The sequence below is a fragment of the Aeromonas sp. JL9 genome (genome assembly GCF_024436075.1).
In the GTDB taxonomy this organism is placed as follows: Bacteria; Pseudomonadota; Gammaproteobacteria; order Enterobacterales; family Aeromonadaceae; genus Aeromonas; species Aeromonas veronii.
The window spans coordinates 1-15,980 of sequence record NZ_JANFNV010000032.1 but is presented as its reverse complement, the minus strand read 5'-3'; the positions used below and the strand labels follow the sequence as shown (position 1 = coordinate 15,980).

The 15,980-nt window shown below is 59.8% G+C and carries 13 protein-coding genes and 1 tRNA gene; 2 read left to right on the top strand and 12 right to left on the bottom strand.

From position 1 onward, the window contains the following. The first annotated feature begins 19 nt into the window (after nucleotides 1-19). Both NOM06_RS20900 and NOM06_RS17680 read left to right on the top strand, forming a co-directional pair. On the top strand, nucleotides 20-2,209 hold the full coding sequence (locus NOM06_RS20900) for an immunoglobulin-like domain-containing protein (RefSeq protein ID WP_305120814.1): 2,190 nt from the start codon (nucleotides 20-22) through the stop codon (nucleotides 2,207-2,209). A 168-nt stretch (nucleotides 2,210-2,377) separates the two neighbouring features. Beyond that, complete coding sequence (locus tag NOM06_RS17680; RefSeq protein ID WP_255912602.1) at nucleotides 2,378-5,884, top strand: hypothetical protein; 3,507 nt, start codon at nucleotides 2,378-2,380, stop codon at nucleotides 5,882-5,884. Nucleotides 5,885-5,967: 83 nt separating this feature from the next. Here NOM06_RS17680 and hemB read toward each other — a convergent pair whose 3' ends face one another. The 12 genes from hemB to NOM06_RS17620 form a co-directional block, all read right to left on the bottom strand. Further along, nucleotides 5,968-6,984 (bottom strand): porphobilinogen synthase, encoded by a 1,017-nt coding sequence (gene hemB / locus NOM06_RS17675; RefSeq protein WP_005357271.1) that lies wholly within the window; start codon nucleotides 6,982-6,984, stop codon nucleotides 5,968-5,970. Between the two features lie 3 nt (nucleotides 6,985-6,987). Next, nucleotides 6,988-7,773, bottom strand: a complete 786-nt coding sequence (locus NOM06_RS17670; protein ID WP_255912582.1) for a TatD family hydrolase — start codon at nucleotides 7,771-7,773, stop codon at nucleotides 6,988-6,990. Nucleotides 7,774-7,961: 188 nt separating this feature from the next. Continuing rightward, complete coding sequence (gene tatC / locus NOM06_RS17665; protein ID WP_005342401.1) at nucleotides 7,962-8,717, bottom strand: twin-arginine translocase subunit TatC; 756 nt, start codon at nucleotides 8,715-8,717, stop codon at nucleotides 7,962-7,964. Beyond that, nucleotides 8,714-9,178, bottom strand: coding sequence for a Sec-independent protein translocase protein TatB (gene tatB / locus NOM06_RS17660; protein ID WP_255912581.1), 465 nt, complete (start codon nucleotides 9,176-9,178; stop codon nucleotides 8,714-8,716). Before tatB ends, tatC begins: the two co-directional genes overlap by 4 nt. Nucleotides 9,179-9,181: 3 nt before the next feature. Next, a complete protein-coding gene (gene tatA, locus NOM06_RS17655; protein ID WP_005339385.1) occupies nucleotides 9,182-9,433 on the bottom strand; it encodes a Sec-independent protein translocase subunit TatA in 252 nt (83 codons plus the stop codon). A 42-nt stretch (nucleotides 9,434-9,475) separates the two neighbouring features. Beyond that, nucleotides 9,476-11,116 (bottom strand): ubiquinone biosynthesis regulatory protein kinase UbiB, encoded by a 1,641-nt coding sequence (ubiB, locus tag NOM06_RS17650; RefSeq protein WP_255912580.1) that lies wholly within the window; start codon nucleotides 11,114-11,116, stop codon nucleotides 9,476-9,478. Continuing rightward, on the bottom strand, nucleotides 11,116-11,724 hold the full coding sequence (locus NOM06_RS17645) for an SCP2 domain-containing protein (protein WP_005339380.1): 609 nt from the start codon (nucleotides 11,722-11,724) through the stop codon (nucleotides 11,116-11,118). The genes ubiB and NOM06_RS17645 overlap by 1 nt, the downstream gene beginning before the upstream one ends. Nucleotides 11,725-11,732: 8 nt before the next feature. Then, on the bottom strand, nucleotides 11,733-12,485 hold the full coding sequence (gene ubiE, locus NOM06_RS17640) for a bifunctional demethylmenaquinone methyltransferase/2-methoxy-6-polyprenyl-1,4-benzoquinol methylase UbiE (protein ID WP_255912579.1): 753 nt from the start codon (nucleotides 12,483-12,485) through the stop codon (nucleotides 11,733-11,735). 65 nt (nucleotides 12,486-12,550) lie between these two features. Further along, nucleotides 12,551-12,928, bottom strand: a complete 378-nt coding sequence (gene crcB, locus NOM06_RS17635) for a fluoride efflux transporter CrcB (protein WP_005339378.1) — start codon at nucleotides 12,926-12,928, stop codon at nucleotides 12,551-12,553. A 95-nt stretch (nucleotides 12,929-13,023) separates the two neighbouring features. Continuing rightward, entirely contained in the window at nucleotides 13,024-14,289 is a 1,266-nt protein-coding gene (locus tag NOM06_RS17630; RefSeq protein WP_255912578.1) for a cytosine deaminase, read from the bottom strand. Continuing rightward, a complete protein-coding gene (gene codB / locus NOM06_RS17625; protein WP_255912577.1) occupies nucleotides 14,283-15,527 on the bottom strand; it encodes a cytosine permease in 1,245 nt (414 codons plus the stop codon). The genes NOM06_RS17630 and codB overlap by 7 nt, the downstream gene beginning before the upstream one ends. 248 nt (nucleotides 15,528-15,775) lie before the next feature. Next, nucleotides 15,776-15,851: transfer RNA gene (locus NOM06_RS17620), tRNA-Thr, on the bottom strand. Nucleotides 15,852-15,980 lie beyond the last annotated feature (129 nt).

The window sequence follows — 15,980 nt, the reverse complement described above, 5'->3', positions numbered from 1 at the left end:
ACTGTATGGAGATATCAAGATGAACAAATTGAAGTTATCCCTGCTGGGCTGTCTGCTCGGCATGGGCACCCCCATTGCATATGCCGCCAGTGCCGGTCAGGCGATGGTCAACCCCCAGTCCGGCGTGGTGGTCGGCTATTGGCACAACTGGTGTGACGGCTCGGGCTACAAGGGCGGTATCGCCCCCTGCGTCAAGCTCGATCAGGTCAACCCGCAATACAACGTGGTCGATGTCTCCTTCATGAAGGTCTATGGCAGCGATCCCATCCCCACCTTCAAACTCGACCCGGCTATCGGCATGAGCGAAAGCCAGTTTATCGAGCAGATCGCCGAGCTGAACCGTCAGGGCCGTGCCGTGCTGCTGGCGCTGGGCGGTGCCGATGCACACATCGAGCTGCGCAAGGGTCAGGAGCAGGCCTTTGCCGACGAGATCATCCGTCTGGTGGAGACCTATGGCTTCGACGGGCTGGATATCGATCTGGAACAGGCCGCCATCACTGCCGCCGACAACCAGACCGTGATCCCGGCAGCCCTGCGTCTGGTCAAGGATCACTACCGCGTCCAGGGGAAAAACTTCCTCATCACCATGGCGCCGGAGTTCCCCTATCTGACCCAGACTGGCGCCTACATCCCCTATATCCGCAATCTGGAAGGCTACTACGACTGGATCAACCCCCAGTTCTACAACCAGGGTGGCGACGGTATCTACATCGATGGCATCGGCTGGATTGCCCAGAACAACGATGCCCTGAAAGAAGAGTTCATCTACTACATGGCGGATTCGCTGAGCAACGGTACCCGCGGCTTCTACAAGATCCCCCATGACAAGCTGGTGTTCGGCATTCCGACCAACATTGACGCCGCCGCCACCGGCTATGTGCAGGATCCGCAGAAGCTCTACAACGCCTTCAACCGCCTGAAGAGCGAGGGGCAACCACTGCGCGGCGTGATGACCTGGTCCATCAACTGGGACATGGGCCGCAACGCCGCCGGTCAGTCCTACAACGAATCCTTCATCAAGAGCTACGGCCCCTTCATCCACGATCAGGAGATCACTCCCCCGGACGACAACGGCAAGCCGGTGTTCAGTGGCCTGAGCGATGCCCGCATCAAGCAGGGCACCGCCTTTGATCCGCTGGCCGGTGTCAGCGCCAACGACAAGGAAGATGGCGACCTGACTGGCCAGATCCAGGTAGAAGGCTCGGTAGACAGCCAGCGCATCGGCCTATACCCCCTCACCTACAAGGTGAGCGATCGCGACAACAACGTCACCGAGCAGGTACGCACCATCGAGGTCTACAGCATGAAGCCGGTATTCAGTGGGGTCACCGACACCACGCTGGAACTGGGTACCGCTTTCGATCCGATGACCGGCGTCAGCGCCCATGATGAAGAAGATGGCGACCTGACCACCCAAATCAAGGTCAGCGGCAACGTCGACAGCAGCAAGGTCGGCCGCTACACCCTCACCTATCAGGTGAGCGACAGCGCCGGTCAGCAGGTAACCCAGCAGCGCAACGTGACCGTCAGGGAGCAAGGCGCCGTCTGTGAAAACAGCTGGGATGCCAAGAAGGTCTACGTGGGCGGCGACATCGTCAGCCACAACGGCAAGAACTGGCTGGCAGGCTGGTGGACCCAGAACGAAGAGCCGGGCACCACGGGTGACTGGGGCGTCTGGCGCGTACAGGGCGACAGCGACTGCGGCGGCACAACGCCACCCGCCGAAGGCAGCAGCGACTTCACCGTCAGCGCCATGGCGAGCGAGTACACCATCGTCAACGGTCAGGTCAGCATCCGCTTCAACCTGACCACCGCCAACCCGGTACAGATCACCGCGACTCTGGAGCAGAGCGGCCACAGCCACGGTACCACCAGCAGCCAGGTGAACGGCACCAGCACCCTGGTACTGCAGGGCAGCAACGTCACCGATGGCAGCTACGAAGTGGTGATCACAGGTCTGGCTGACGGCCAGCAGCCGGTGGTACAGCGCTTCCCGGTTGCGCTGACCGAAGAGAACAGCGGGGGTGGCGAAGGTGACTACCCGGCCTACGCCCCCAACACCGGCTATCAGTCCGGTGATCGGGTCAGCAATGCCGGTGGCAACTACGAGTGCAAACCCTGGCCATACAGCGGCTGGTGTGGAGGCTCGACCAGCCACTATGCGCCGGGTACCGGCTCTGCCTGGAGCGATGCCTGGATCAAGCTCTGACCTTGCCCCAACCACTAACGGGGGCCGACAGGCCCCCGCCCATATCCTGCCCGTCGGCCACACCGCCGATGGGCAGGATGCTCTGACCCGGACGGGTTAGCCCCTCTCTTTTACATGCTTGCCAACCACCAAAAAACGTCCAACAACAACCAAGATAAGGAAATCACCATGCCAAGAACCACCAAGCTTGCCACCCTGCTCGGTCTGCTGCTGTCGGCCCATGTCGTGGCCGATGAGCGCGAACAAGCCTATTTCAAACAAACCTATCAGGAGCACTACGAGCAGATGACGGCACGCCTCGCCGCGCTGCATCAGAGTGCGGCTGACGAGCAGAACGTGATCATCAAGGATGGCAAGCGCCACCTTGCCATCAACGGCCTGCTCTACCCGCTGACGGCGGATAACCACATCCTGTTCGATCTGCCCAAACCCCACTTTTTCGACGAAACAGCCATTCGTAACGTCTTTGATTTCTTCGATGAGGAGTGGGAGCTGACCTGGTACGACGGTGGGGTCGTAGCGGTCAACAAACGCTTTGGCAACTATGACTACGGCAACGGCTGTCTGCTGGAGTACTTCCCCCACGGCCAGATCCAGAATGGCGAACGCACCCGGGTGGTGATGGAGACCAGCTCCTGCAGCGTCAACTCGTTTGCCACCTCGCTGCAATATCTGGACAAAGGCGAGGAGCTGACGGCCGACCAGCTGGGGCTGGACGCCAGCCTGATTACGGCGGTCGAGCGCTATCAGGATCGGCTCTATGTCAGCCAGAACGGCAATCCGGGCCATGTGGCCATTATCGATATCCCGAGCCGCCAGCAGATTGGCGAGATCCGCGGTACCGAAACCGGCAGTGCCACGGCCTACAATCAGGTCAGCGAACTGTTTGTCCGCAACAACCTGCTCTACGTGGTCTCGCGCTACTCGCACCGGGTCGATATCTTCGATCTGGCCGATGAACATCGCCATGTCACCACCCTGGGAACCGGTCGGGATTCCGGCAGCAACAGCCTGCACCGCGCCCAGGCCGTCTTTGCCAATCAGGATTACGTGCTGGTGGCCGATGCGCTGAGCGAGATCAAGGTCTACCGCCAGCAGGATGTGACGCCGGAGAACAGCTTCAAGACCCCCATCGCCGGTCGGCTCGCCTTTGAAGGAAAATACAGCCACCGTCTGGTGCAACTCCATCAGGTGGGTGACTATCTCCTGGCCCACACCGCCGGCAAAAACTACTACATCTATGACCTGCGCAAACTGGCTGATGCCATCGCCAGCAACACCCCGCTGGCGCCTGAGCAGGTAATCGCAGACAGCAATCTGCAAAAAATCGACATGGATAGCGATCGGCTGGTGGTGAACTTCAAGGACCGCATCGAGTGGCATGATGCCGATACCCTGATCGCCAACGACTTTCAGTTCAAGAACCCGACTTTTACTGTCCGGGAGATCAACCAGCAGCCCGTGGCGGCGCTGAAAGATCTCCAGCTGGCGGGCTCGGCGCTTGTCACCGCCAACGAGCGCGGCCTGGGTTTCAACCAGCTGCTGAGCAAGGAGATCAGCTTCACGGCCGACGAGCAGTTGCCGGCTCGCCCGCTGCTCTTCGATCAGCTGATGCCGGCCGCAGTCAGCTACATACTGCGCAATGATGAACCCTACGAGGTGTTGATCGATCGCGCCCAGCGTTCGGTCAACATCAATTCGCTGGTCAAGACCGAGCTGCTTGATAACGACACGGTGCGCATCACCAACTATGCCGCCAGAGAGCTGCATGACATCAATATCGAGTCACGCCTGAACGGTATCAACAAGTGGCTGATCCTGGGCCAGCTCGATCGCCTGCCCGCTTATGCCCAAATCACCCTGCCACTGAGCGCCTTTGGCGAGCAGGGACGCTTCAACAGCGCCAGCCGCGATGGCGTGTTTGATCTCAACAACCTGCTCGACAACAGCATCAATCTGCCTGCCCAGTTCGAGCACAGGTTCAGCTCCAACTCGGATCCGTTCGCCCAGAAGCTGGCACGCCTCAAGCCAAGCTGGAACGTGCGCTTCGCCACCAATACCAGCGGCTCCTGGCGCCCCATCAATGCCCTCTACGCCCGCGAGTGGCTGATCATCGCCACCAACCTGGCCTACATGGTCTCGACCGAGGAGTTCAAACACGTCTGGTACAACTTCAAGGCGGTGAACGGCTATGAGATGTTCGGCAATGGAGGTAACAGCTATGTGCCGAACGGGATCTTTACGGCGGCCGATTATGACTACTACTACCACAGCCTGCTGAAACGCCCCTACCTCAACCTGGGGATCACCGCCATGGGCGGCGGACTGGGGAGCGGTAGCATCACCGGGGTCGATACCTTTAACTTTGTCAGCCACTACTACGGCAGTTGGGGCGTCATTGCCCATGAATTTGGCCACGGCTTCGATGGAAAGTCCTACAGCCATGAGAGTGCGTTTGCCCGTGGCAGCCACGGCTGGCATCCTCTGATGACAGGCATGGCCAACTACCATATCCGCAAGGGCGACCTGCCCTATCTGGACGATGATCTCAACGGCTTCCACAAGCTGGAAAACGACATCTATCGCTACAACTCGGTCAACCAGGGGGCTCGCAAGCACCGTGCTGACAGCCACATGTACTACACCGACCACTACTTCATGCAGTTCTCCACCATGCCGCAGGGTTGGGTGGCAAATGGCACTGAATTCACGGCGCAGCAACTGAGCGGTCTTAGTAATCAAGAGCGGTTGTTAATGAAGCAACAGCCAAAGCTACAAGAAAAGCGTAGTGTGTGTCGCTTCACCCAACCAGATGGTGAGTTCTATTATGGCTATGTCGAACCGGCTGGGGCAGGCTATCGCTGCGAGGCCGGTGAGTTTGTGCAATACCGTCAGCCGGATGGCAGCTTTACCCCGCTTAACTCGGCGGTAGATCGGTTTGACTGGCTGTCACTGCATCAGCCTGGACGCTTGAATCAGCCGGTTTTGCATCAAAACGGGCGGCCCTTGTGTTATGTCAATCAGACTGCGGCGTATGGGATTGGCTATGTCAATGAGGCTAACCAGTGTACCCAGCTCGTCAACGTCTATCACACCAATGGCCGCCACTGGACGTTCAGTGGTAACTGGACTCAAGTCAACTACCTCAGTGGTGATTTTATCCTGCCCACTGCTGGTAGCAGCAGCGACTTCACCGTTACCGATCTGGCGTCCGAATATCTCGTCGTCAACGGCGCGCTCGACCTCAACCTGACGCTGACCACCGCCAACCCGGTGACCGTCACCGCTACCCTGCTGCAGGATGGCAATCCGGTCGCCACCGGCAGCGCTCTGATCGATGGTCAGGGGGCCCTGCAGCTGGCACAGTCAGGCCTTGCGGCAGGTAGTTACGAGCTGTTGCTGGCGGGCATGGCAGAGGGGAGCAAGCAGGGCTTCGAGCGCCGCTTCCCCCTGGCGTTGGTGGAACAGGCACCGGGTGGCGGCAGTGACGGTGGTAACGGCAGCTACCCGGTCTATGTTGCGGGCACCGCTTATCAGAGTGGCGAACGGGTCAGCAATGCCGGTGGCGACTACGAGTGCAAACCCTGGCCCTACAGCGGCTGGTGCGGTGGTGTGGCCAGCCACTATGCACCGGGTACCGGCAGCCACTGGAGCGATGCCTGGACCAAGCTGTAATCAGCCGCTCGTGACCAAAAGAGAGCCATAACGACAGAGGGGGAGCCATCGGCTCCCCCTCTCGTTTATCTCTTCAACCCGGCTTAACGGGCATCTTCCTTCAACCACTGCGCCACGCGCTTGGCGAAGTAGGTGAGGATGCCATCGGCCCCGGCCCGCTTGAAGCAGAGCAGGGACTCCATGATGGTCTCCTTCTCTTTCAGCCAGCCGTTCTGGATCGCCGCCATGTGCATGGCGTACTCGCCGCTGACCTGATAGGCGAAAGTCGGCACGCCGAACTGATCCTTCACCTGACGAACCACGTCCAGATAGGGCATGCCCGGCTTGACCATCACACTGTCGGCCCCTTCCTGAATATCCAGCGCCACTTCATGCAACGCTTCGTTGCTGTTGGCCGGGTCCATCTGATAGGTTGCCTTGTTGCTCTTGCCGAGGTTGCCGGCAGAGCCAACCGCATCGCGGAACGGGCCGTAGTAGCAGGAGGCGTACTTGGCGGAGTAGGCCATGATCTGGGTGTTGATGAAGCCGTTCTCTTCCAGCGCGGCGCGGATGGCGCCGATGCGGCCATCCATCATGTCGGACGGCGCGACTATATCGACTCCGGCCTCGGCGTGGGAGAGCGCCTGCTTGATCAGGATCTCGGTGGTGATGTCGTTCAGCACATAGCCTTCGTCATCGATAATGCCGTCCTGCCCGTGGGTGGTGAACGGATCGAGCGCCACGTCGGTGATCACCCCGAGCTCCGGGAAGCGGGCCTTGAGGGCACGCACGGTGCGCTGGGCCAGTCCGTTCGGGTTGTAGGCCTCCTCCGCCATCAGGCTCTTGCTCTCCAGCGGAGTGACCGGGAACAGGGCGATAGCGGGCACGCCCAGCTCCACCAGCTCGGCGGCTTCCTCCAGCAGCAAATCGATGGAGAGACGCTCTACCCCCGGCATGGAGGGAACGGCTTCCCGACGGTTCTCCCCCTCCAGCACGAACACCGGATAGATGAGATCGTTGACGGTCAGTACGTTCTCGCGCACCAGACGACGGCTGAAATCATGTTTGCGCAGACGGCGCAGGCGGCGGCCCGGAAAGGCGCCCGGAAGAGTTGTAGCCATGAATCACTCCTGGAGAGGAAGTTGGAAGAACGCGGCGGAGGTGGCCCGGGTATGGGCCAGCAAGGCCTCGGGCGCTTCACCACGACAGGCCGCCACCACCTGGGCGATGTGCGGCAAAAAAGCAGGTTCGTTGCGTTTCGGGCGCGGTTTCAGATCTCGCGGCACCAGATAAGGGGCGTCGGTCTCGATCATCAGCCGACCGGCCGGAATGCGGGCCACCTGTTCGCGCAGCAGCTGACCGCGGCGCTCGTCACAGAGCCAGCCGGTCACCCCGATATGCAGACCCAGCGCCAGACACTCGTCCAGCTCCTCGTCGGAACCGGTGAAGCAGTGCAGCACGGCTCCCGGCAGCTTCGGCAACCAGGGACGGAGGATCTCGATAAAACGGGCGTGGGCATCGCGGCAGTGGAGAAACACCGGCATCCCAAGCTCGGCGGCCAGTGCCAGCTGGGCGTCGAACACAGTGTCCTGCACCGGACGAGGTGAGAAGTCGCGATTGTAGTCGAGGCCGCACTCGCCGATAGCTACCACCTGCGGCAAGGCTGCCAGCTCGCGCAAGGCGGGCAGGGTCGCCTCATCGACACTCTTGGCATCGTGAGGGTGTACCCCGGCGGTGGAGAAGCAGTAGCCCGGCCAGCGGGCGGCCAACCCGGCGCTCTCGCGGCTGCCAGCCAGATCGGTACCGGTGAGGATCAGCGCTTCCACTCCGGCGGCGCGGGCACGGGCCACCAGCTCAGGCTGTTCACCGACGAACTGGCTGCTGGTCAGGTTTAAACCGATATCGATCATGGGATGAGACGTTCCGAACAAAAGGAATACATATCAGGTATTTGAAAACCATCTACCGAATGGGGTCTTACCATACGCCTCGAACGGGAGCATGAAAAGAGGAAGGGAGCCTCAGCTCCCCTCGTTCTGCCATTCCTACGGACTTCGTCATCCTCTCGCCGTCCGGCAAACAGGTGACGAACAGAGCCTCAGCTCTCCACATCCGGTTGTTCCTGTTGCTCTTCATCCTCTTTCTTCACGTAGAAGCGGGCGAAGAACAGACCTATCTCCCACAGCGCCCACATCGGGATGGCGAGCAGGGTCTGGGAGAAGACATCAGGCGGCGTCAGCAGCATGCCGACCACAAACACCCCGACAACAACGTAGGGACGTTTCTCCTTCAGATTTTGCGGTGTGGTCACGCCGGTCCAGCAGAGCAGTATGGTGGCCACCGGAATTTCGAACGCCACCCCGAACGCGAAGAACAGGGTCAGTACGAAGTCCAGATAGCTGGCGATGTCGGTCGCCACCGTCACCCCTGCGGGTGCGGTGCTGGTGAAGAAACCGAACACCAGCGGGAACACCACGTAGTAGGCAAACGCCATCCCTGCATAGAACAGCAGGGCACTGGAGACCACCAACGGCATGATCAGGCGCCGCTCATGCTGGTACAGACCGGGGGCGATAAAGGCCCAGGCCTGATAGAGCAGATAGGGGATCGCCACGAAGAAGGAGACCACCAGGGTCAGCTTGATCGGCGTCAGGAAGGGGGTCGCCACATCCGTCGCGATCATGCTGGTCCCTTCCGGCAGCTGGCTGAGCAGCGGCTGGGCCACGAAGTCGTAGATGTTGTTGGAGAAGTAGATCAGCGCCAGAAACACCACGAGGATGGCGGTAATGGAGCGCAGCAAGCGGGTTCTCAGCTCAACCAGATGGCTGATCAGGGGTTGTTCGGCCTGACTCATGGCTTCACCTCCCCTTTTACTGCGGAGTCGCTGACCGGCACCGGCTCGCTCTCCCGCAGGCTGTTAACCGGCGGCACGTCGTGGCTCAGTTGCACCGCAGGCTCCACCGGCGTGGCAGGCTCAGCCTGGGCGACCAGCTCGGGGCGCGGCGGACGGATCTCGTTCTCCACCTGATAAGGGCGATTGACCGACTGGGCCGCCGCTTTGAGCTGTTCGATGGACTCCTGCAGCTCGGGGCTCAGGTTGCTCATCTGCAACTGTTCGGCCTTCTTGAGGTCGTTATGCAGCTCTTGCAACTTGAGCTCCTGCTCCAGCTCGGACTTGACCGAGTTCGCGGTCGAACGAATGAGGCGGATCCAGTGGGTAGCCGTGCGGATGGCAACCGGCAGCCGCTCGGGCCCCAGTACCACCAGTGCTACCACACCGATAACGACCAGCTCCCAAAAACCGATATCGAACATGGCTTAGGCCTGGTCTTTGTCTTTCTGTTTGGCGGTCTCACTGCTCTGAGTGGCCGCTTCGTTCAGCTGTTTCGGGGGAAACTCGGCATCTTTCTGCTCGGCCTTGGCATCAGCCGGCTCGTCGGAGAGGGCTTTCTTGAACCCTTTGACCGCCGCGCCCAGATCACCGCCAATGCCGCGCAGTTTCTTGGTACCGAACAGCAGCACGACGATGACTGCGATGATCAACAATTGCCAAATACTGATACCACCCATGATTTTCTCTCCAGAACAGGCGCCTGACGGCGCGGTTGTTGATTAATGGGAACGGATTCGCAACCAGCCGACCAGCCAGCAGAGGGCTGCACCGGCGAGACTGGCTTGTCCCCACTCAATGTGTTGTTTTTGGGTCAGCAAGAATACACCCGACAATAGCAGGCTGGCTCCAACCCCTAAGAGGTAGCGGGCCTGCCCCTGCCGACGGCTGTGACGGCGGAACTCGGCAAACATCTGGTCGAAATGACGCTGCTGATGACGGGTCTGACGCAGGGTCTCATAGACCAGCTCCGGCAGCTCCGGCAGCTTCTCCGCCCAGAATGGCGCCTTCTCCTTGATGGCGTTCAATACCGACTTGGGCCCCACCTGTTCGTGCATCCAGTTCTCGAGGAACGGCTTGGCGGTCTGCCACAAATCGAGCTGCGGGTAGAGCTGACGCCCCAACCCTTCCACATAGAGCAGGGTCTTTTGCAGCAGCACCAGCTGCGGCTGCACCGTCATATGGAAGCGACGCGCGGTGTTGAACAGGTTGAGCAGCACGTGACCGAACGAAATTTCGGAGAGCGGCTTCTCGAAGATGGGCTCCAGCACGGTGCGAATGGCGAACTCGAACTCGTCCACCTTGGTGTCTGCCGGTACCCAGCCCGACTCCACATGCAGCTCCGCCACCCGACGATAGTCTCGGTTGAAGAAGGCGAGGAAGTTCTCCGCCAGATAGCGTTTGTCTTCCCGATTGAGGGTACCGACGATGCCGCAGTCGATGCCGATCCAGAGCGGGTTTTCCGGATGTTCGTAAGAGACGAAGATGTTGCCCGGGTGCATATCGGCGTGGAAGAAGCTGTCGCGGAACACCTGGGTGAAGAAGACCTCTACCCCGCGCTCGGCCAGCAGCTTCATGTTGGTGCCGTTGGCTTCCAGCGCCGGTATATCGGAGACAGGAATACCGTAGATCCGCTCCATCACCAGCACCTGCTCGCGGCAGAGGTCGGTTATGATTTCAGGCACATAGAGCGCTTCGGAGCCGGTGAAATTGCGGCGTAGCTGGATGGCGTTGGCCGCTTCGCGCATCAGATTGAGCTCGTCGAGGATGGTCTTGCGATACTCCTCCACCACCTCAATGGGACGTAGTCGCGCGCTCTGGGGCACGAAGCGGGCCACCAGACGTGCCAGCGCCTGCATCAACCGCAGGTCGGCCTCGATGACAGGTTCGATGTCGGGACGGATCACCTTGATGACGATCTCGCGGCCACTCTCCTTCAGGCGGGCGGTATGCACCTGCGCGATGGAGGCCGACGCCAGCGGCGTCTCGTCGAAGTCGTCAAACAGGGTTTCGATGGGACAACCCAGGCTCAGCTCGATCTGCTGGCGCGCCGCCTGACCACAGAAGGGGGGCACTCTGTCCTGCAGCAGGGCCAGCTCTTCGGCGATATCCGGCGGCAGCAGGTCGCGGCGGGTCGAGAGCATCTGGCCAAACTTGATGAAGATGGGGCCAAGAGCCTCGAAGGCGAGGCGGATGCGGGCACCGCGGCTGAGATCCGGTTGTTTGTTCTTGAGCCAGAACAGGGAGCGACGGGCCAGACGACCCGGCCAGGGTTGATAGCGGGCGGGCACCAGTTCGTCGATGCCCTGCTCCAGCAGGATGGTGATGATGCGATAGAGGCGTTTGAACTCCTTCGGGGTCATCAGGTCACCTGCTGTTCGAAGCGGGCCAGCCGCAGTTCGACGGCCTTGAGCTGCTGGGCCAGCACCTCGACGTCATCGTTGAAACTCGCCACTTCCAGCGGGCCGGGGGCGAGGCGGGCCTCTTCGGTCAGATATTCCGCCAGCTGGCTGCGGGTGCGGCACAGCTCGCGGCCGACCAGACGACGCGCCTGACGGGCACCACTGAACAGGGTGTGAGCCAGCACATCGCCGGTATAGCGCGACAGCTCCTCTTCCCAGTCGATATCCAGCTCACCCAGCAGCACGCTGAATGCCTGTACCAGCTGGGGATCACCGCTCAGATCCAGCTTCTCCTCGCGGATATAGCGGGTCAGGGCGGACGGGTCTTTCAGCAGACCGAGGGCGGTCAGGGAGAGGCTGAGCACCGCATCGGCCTCCCCTTCATGCTGGGCCAGCACATCCAGCCGACGCTCGGAGAAGACGAACCAGAGGGGCTTGAGTTCACGCAGCTCCAGCTTGAGCACCTTGCCCACCAGTTTGCGCAGCCGCTCCGGGCTCTGTTTGTCCAGCGCCAGCAACTGGTTGAGGCTGGTTTCGATCACCGCGGTGACCATGGCATCCATCGGCATAGGCAACCTTAAAACTTGTAACCGCGGTGCAGGGCGACCACACCCTGAGTCAGATTGAAGAACTCCACCTGCTCGAACCCGACATTTTCCATCATGCCTGCCAAGGTCTGCTGATCCGGGTGCATGCGGATGGACTCTGCCAGATATTTGTAGCTTTCACTGTCGTTCGCGACGATTTCGCCCATTTTTGGCAGCAGTTTGAAGGAGTAGAGGTCATAGAGCTTGGCGATCACTTCGCTGACCGGCTTGGAGAACTCCAGCACCAGCAGACGGCCACCCGGCTTGAGCACCCGGAACATGGAGGCGAGCGCCTTGTCCTTGTCGGTGACGTTGCGCAGACCGAAGCCGATGGTAATGACATCGAAGTGGTTATCCGGGAAGGGGAGCGCCTCGGCATTGGCCTGCACGTAGGAGACGTTGTTGGCGACCCCCAAATTGCGCAGCTTGTCGCGGCCCACTTTCAGCATGGAGTCGTTGATATCCGCCAGCACCACCTGACCGGTCTCGCCGACGATGCGGGAAAACTTGGCGGTCAAGTCACCGGTACCACCGGCCAGATCCAGCACCTTCTGGCCCTTGCGCACACCGGAACAGTCGATGGTGAAGCGCTTCCACAGGCGGTGGATGCCGAACGACATCAGATCGTTCATCAGATCATACTTGGCTGCCACCGAATGGAAGACACCTGCTACCAGAGTTTCCTTCTCGGTCGCGGCCACGGTTTTAAAGCCAAAATGCGTTGTCGTTGCTTGTTCTGACATCCCTTAAACACCCATAGAGCAAAGAATGGCCGCCAGTTTACCAGAGCCACTGGCGTCCGGACACCTTAAACCCGGCTCGCAACCAACTGCATGCCCAGCACAACCATGGCCAGACAGAGGAAGAGATTGAGACCGATATTGAGCAGCGCTTTCAGATAAGCCCCATGTTGAGCCAGCACCACCGTATCGAGGGCAAAGGAAGAGAAAGTAGTCAGGGCACCGAGGATCCCCACCATCAGCAGCGGCTTCATCGGGTGTTCTACCACATGACCATGACTGATGAGGGCGAATGCCACCCCCATGATGAAAGAGCCCACCACGTTGACCACCAGAGTCCCGTAAGGAAAGTGGCGCCCAAGCAGCAAAGCCATCAGTTCGGCAATCCCAAAACGAAGGCAGGCGCCGATGGCGCCCCCTGCAGCAACATAGAACCAGGTTTGCATGGTGTCACTCCCTCAGGGTCAGGCCGCCATTATGTCGCAATGGCGGCCCTTGTGCCCAGAGGCGGAACTAATCGACATCCAGCCTGATTGAAATCTCAGCGGCGAAAATCGATGGGCTCTGGCTGACCCAGCACGATTTCGGTCTGGGCCGGGCGGGTCTGGGCAATCACCTTGCCGTGGCGGATCGAGTAACGCACCGGCACCTGACGGCGCACCGCATCGAAGCCGTTGTCGGCAGGCAGGATCAACAGGTTGGCCGGTTTGCCCACCTCTATGCCATAACGATCCTGCACGTTCAGGGTGCGGGCGCTGTGGCTGCTGATCAGCTTCAGACCGTCGTTGATCTGCTCGTAGCCCATGATCTGGCAGACATGCAGCCCCATGTGCAGCACCTGCAACATGTTGGCGGTGCCCATGGGGTACCAGGGATCGAACACGTCGTCGTGACCGAAGCAGACGTTGATGTTCGCCTCCAGCATCTCCTTCACCCGGGTAATGCCGCGGCGTTTGGGATAGGTATCGAACCGCCCCTGCAGGTGAATGTTCACCAGCGGATTGGCCACAAAGTTGATGTCCGCCATCTTCAGCAGCCGGAACAGGCGGGAAGCATAAGCGCCGTTGTAGGAGTGCATGGCGGTGGTGTGGCTGGCGGTGACTCTATGACCGATACCCCGCTCGTAGGCCAGGGTCGCCAGCGTCTCGATGAAACGGGACTGCTCGTCATCGATCTCGTCGCAGTGCACATCGACCAGAACCTGATACTTCTCGGCAAGATCGAAGATGTAGTGCAGACTTTCGACCCCATATTCCCGGGTGAACTCGAAATGGGGAATAGCACCGATCACATCGGCCCCCAGCTTGAGCGCCTCCTCCAGCAGTGCCTTGCCATTCGGGTAGGAGAGGATCCCCTCCTGCGGGAAGGCAACAATTTGCAGCTCCACCCACTCCTTCATCTCCTCCCGCACCTCCAGCATCGCCTTGAGCGCGACCAGATTGGGATCGGAGACATCGACGTGAGTACGGACAAACTGGATGCCGTTGGCGATCTGCCACTTCAGTGTCTGGATGGCGCGCAGCTTCACATCCTCATGGGTCAACAGCGCCTTGCGCTCGGCCCAGCGCTCGATCCCCTCGAACAGGGTGCCGGAGAGGTTCCAGCTCGGCTCACCGGCCGTCTGGGTGGTATCGAGGTGAATGTGGGGTTCGATAAAGGGGGAAATCGCCAGACCGCCCTCCCCGTCCAGCACCCGACCGGCGACGGCATGCTCGTCATGGGGTTCGATGGCGGTGATGACCCCATCCTGACAACGGATCTGCCAAAACCCTTCCCGATCGGCCAAACGAATATGTTGAATCAGCATTTGCTAGCTTCCTGTACCAGAACCGGCCGCTGGGTGAGGCGAACCAGAATGAAATAGGTGAAGGCGGCGCCCAATACCGCGTTGAGTGGCACTATGCCCGGCAGCCACTTGCCGACAGCCACCCCGACTGCCGTGGCAACCAGCGCCTGCCAGCGCACCGTCTCGAACTGCTGATCGGCAAACTGACGGTAACGCTCACGATTGAGCAGGAAATCCATGATGATAATGCCACCGATCGGCGGAATTGCCGTACTCAAAAAGGCCAGCCAGCCGACAAAGTTGTTGTAGAGCCAGAGGGCACAGGCGGTACCGACTAGGCCGTTGATCACGCTGAGCGGCTTGCTCTTGAGACCGGTAATATTGGCAAAACCGAGGCCGGAGGCGTAGAGAGCGTTGTCGTTGGTGGTCCAGATATTGAGGCCCAGCACCAGAATGGCGGGGATCAACAGCCCCTGCATCAGCATCACTTCCGAGATATCGGCCTGCCCCGTTACCGCCGCACCAGCTGCACCGAAGACGAACATTAGCGTGTTGCCCAAAAAAAACGCCACCATGGTAATCATGACGGCGCCCCAGGGTTTGCGACCAAACCGAACAAAGTCAGCGGTCAGGGTTCCTGCACTGATAAAGGAACCGACCACCATGGTCAACGCCGTGGTGAACTCGATGGGATTGCTTGGTTGTACCTGCTGCAGTGCAGCCATGCCACCGGTCGAGGTCACCGCCAGCCAGACCGAGTAGCCACCAAGCAGTGCAATGGCCGGTACGGCCACAAAGCTCAGCACCATCAGAGCAGAGATCCCGAAGTAGACGGTCACCGTCATCAAAATGCCCGAAATGGCGATCAGCCAGTTCACATCTATGCCGGTCGCCTTCTGCACCGGCAGGGCAAACATCGCCACGCCCACGCCAAACCAGCCGACCTGAGTACCGCCCAGCAGCAGGGATGGCAGCCAGGAACCTTTGACGCCGAAGGAGTATCGCGCAAGCAGATGGGTAGAGAGACCGGTTGAAGCACCGATATAACCGAGACAGGCGGTATAGATCCCCAGCAACAGGTTGCCAATCAGTACCGCCTTGATGAAGTCGTCAAACACCAGACCGGTACCTAGCGCACCCCCGGTCCACATGCTGGCTGAGAAGAAGGTCAGGCCGAGCATCACCAGCATCAACGACAGCACACCTTTGCGCCCTTTGGCGGGTACCGCCCCCAAACAGTATTCGTTATCCTGCGCCATGCTCTCTCTCCACGTAATAGGCAAAACGCGCCGGATTTTACATGTAAAACGTTTCGCGTCAATCAATCATGGTTAAATATCTGGATAAAACCATCAATAACAGTCGAATGAGTAACACATTGGGACTCGAATCAGCAGATAAACAGTGTCAGCTGCAAGCAGGGGGGCGGGAATAGGGAATGTAAGGGGATATAAGAAATCTGACAGATGCAAAAAAGCCTCCCTTTTCAGGGAGGCTTTCTATTTAATGGTGCTGATACCCAGAATCGAACTGGGGACCTCATCCTTACCAAGGATGCGCTCTACCGACTGAGCCATATCAGCACACTAACCGGTAAAGACCACGCTGGGCGTAATCTTGAAATTGGGTGCCTGGCAGTGTCCTACTCTCGCATGGCGAATGCCACACTACCATCGGCGCTACCGCGTTTCACTTCTGAGTTCGGCATGGGA

Coding starts and splice junctions, on each gene's coding strand:
- NOM06_RS20900 (WP_305120814.1), top strand. CDS start 20: ATGAACAAATTGAAGTTATCCCTGCTGGGCTGTCTGCTCGGCATGGGC.
- NOM06_RS17680 (WP_255912602.1), top strand. CDS start 2,378: ATGCCAAGAACCACCAAGCTTGCCACCCTGCTCGGTCTGCTGCTGTCG.
- hemB (WP_005357271.1), bottom strand. CDS start 6,984: ATGGCTACAACTCTTCCGGGCGCCTTTCCGGGCCGCCGCCTGCGCCGT.
- NOM06_RS17670 (WP_255912582.1), bottom strand. CDS start 7,773: ATGATCGATATCGGTTTAAACCTGACCAGCAGCCAGTTCGTCGGTGAA.
- tatC (WP_005342401.1), bottom strand. CDS start 8,717: ATGAGTCAGGCCGAACAACCCCTGATCAGCCATCTGGTTGAGCTGAGA.
- tatB (WP_255912581.1), bottom strand. CDS start 9,178: ATGTTCGATATCGGTTTTTGGGAGCTGGTCGTTATCGGTGTGGTAGCA.
- tatA (WP_005339385.1), bottom strand. CDS start 9,433: ATGGGTGGTATCAGTATTTGGCAATTGTTGATCATCGCAGTCATCGTC.
- ubiB (WP_255912580.1), bottom strand. CDS start 11,116: ATGACCCCGAAGGAGTTCAAACGCCTCTATCGCATCATCACCATCCTG.
- NOM06_RS17645 (WP_005339380.1), bottom strand. CDS start 11,724: ATGCCGATGGATGCCATGGTCACCGCGGTGATCGAAACCAGCCTCAAC.
- ubiE (WP_255912579.1), bottom strand. CDS start 12,485: ATGTCAGAACAAGCAACGACAACGCATTTTGGCTTTAAAACCGTGGCC.
- crcB (WP_005339378.1), bottom strand. CDS start 12,928: ATGCAAACCTGGTTCTATGTTGCTGCAGGGGGCGCCATCGGCGCCTGC.
- NOM06_RS17630 (WP_255912578.1), bottom strand. CDS start 14,289: ATGCTGATTCAACATATTCGTTTGGCCGATCGGGAAGGGTTTTGGCAG.
- codB (WP_255912577.1), bottom strand. CDS start 15,527: ATGGCGCAGGATAACGAATACTGTTTGGGGGCGGTACCCGCCAAAGGG.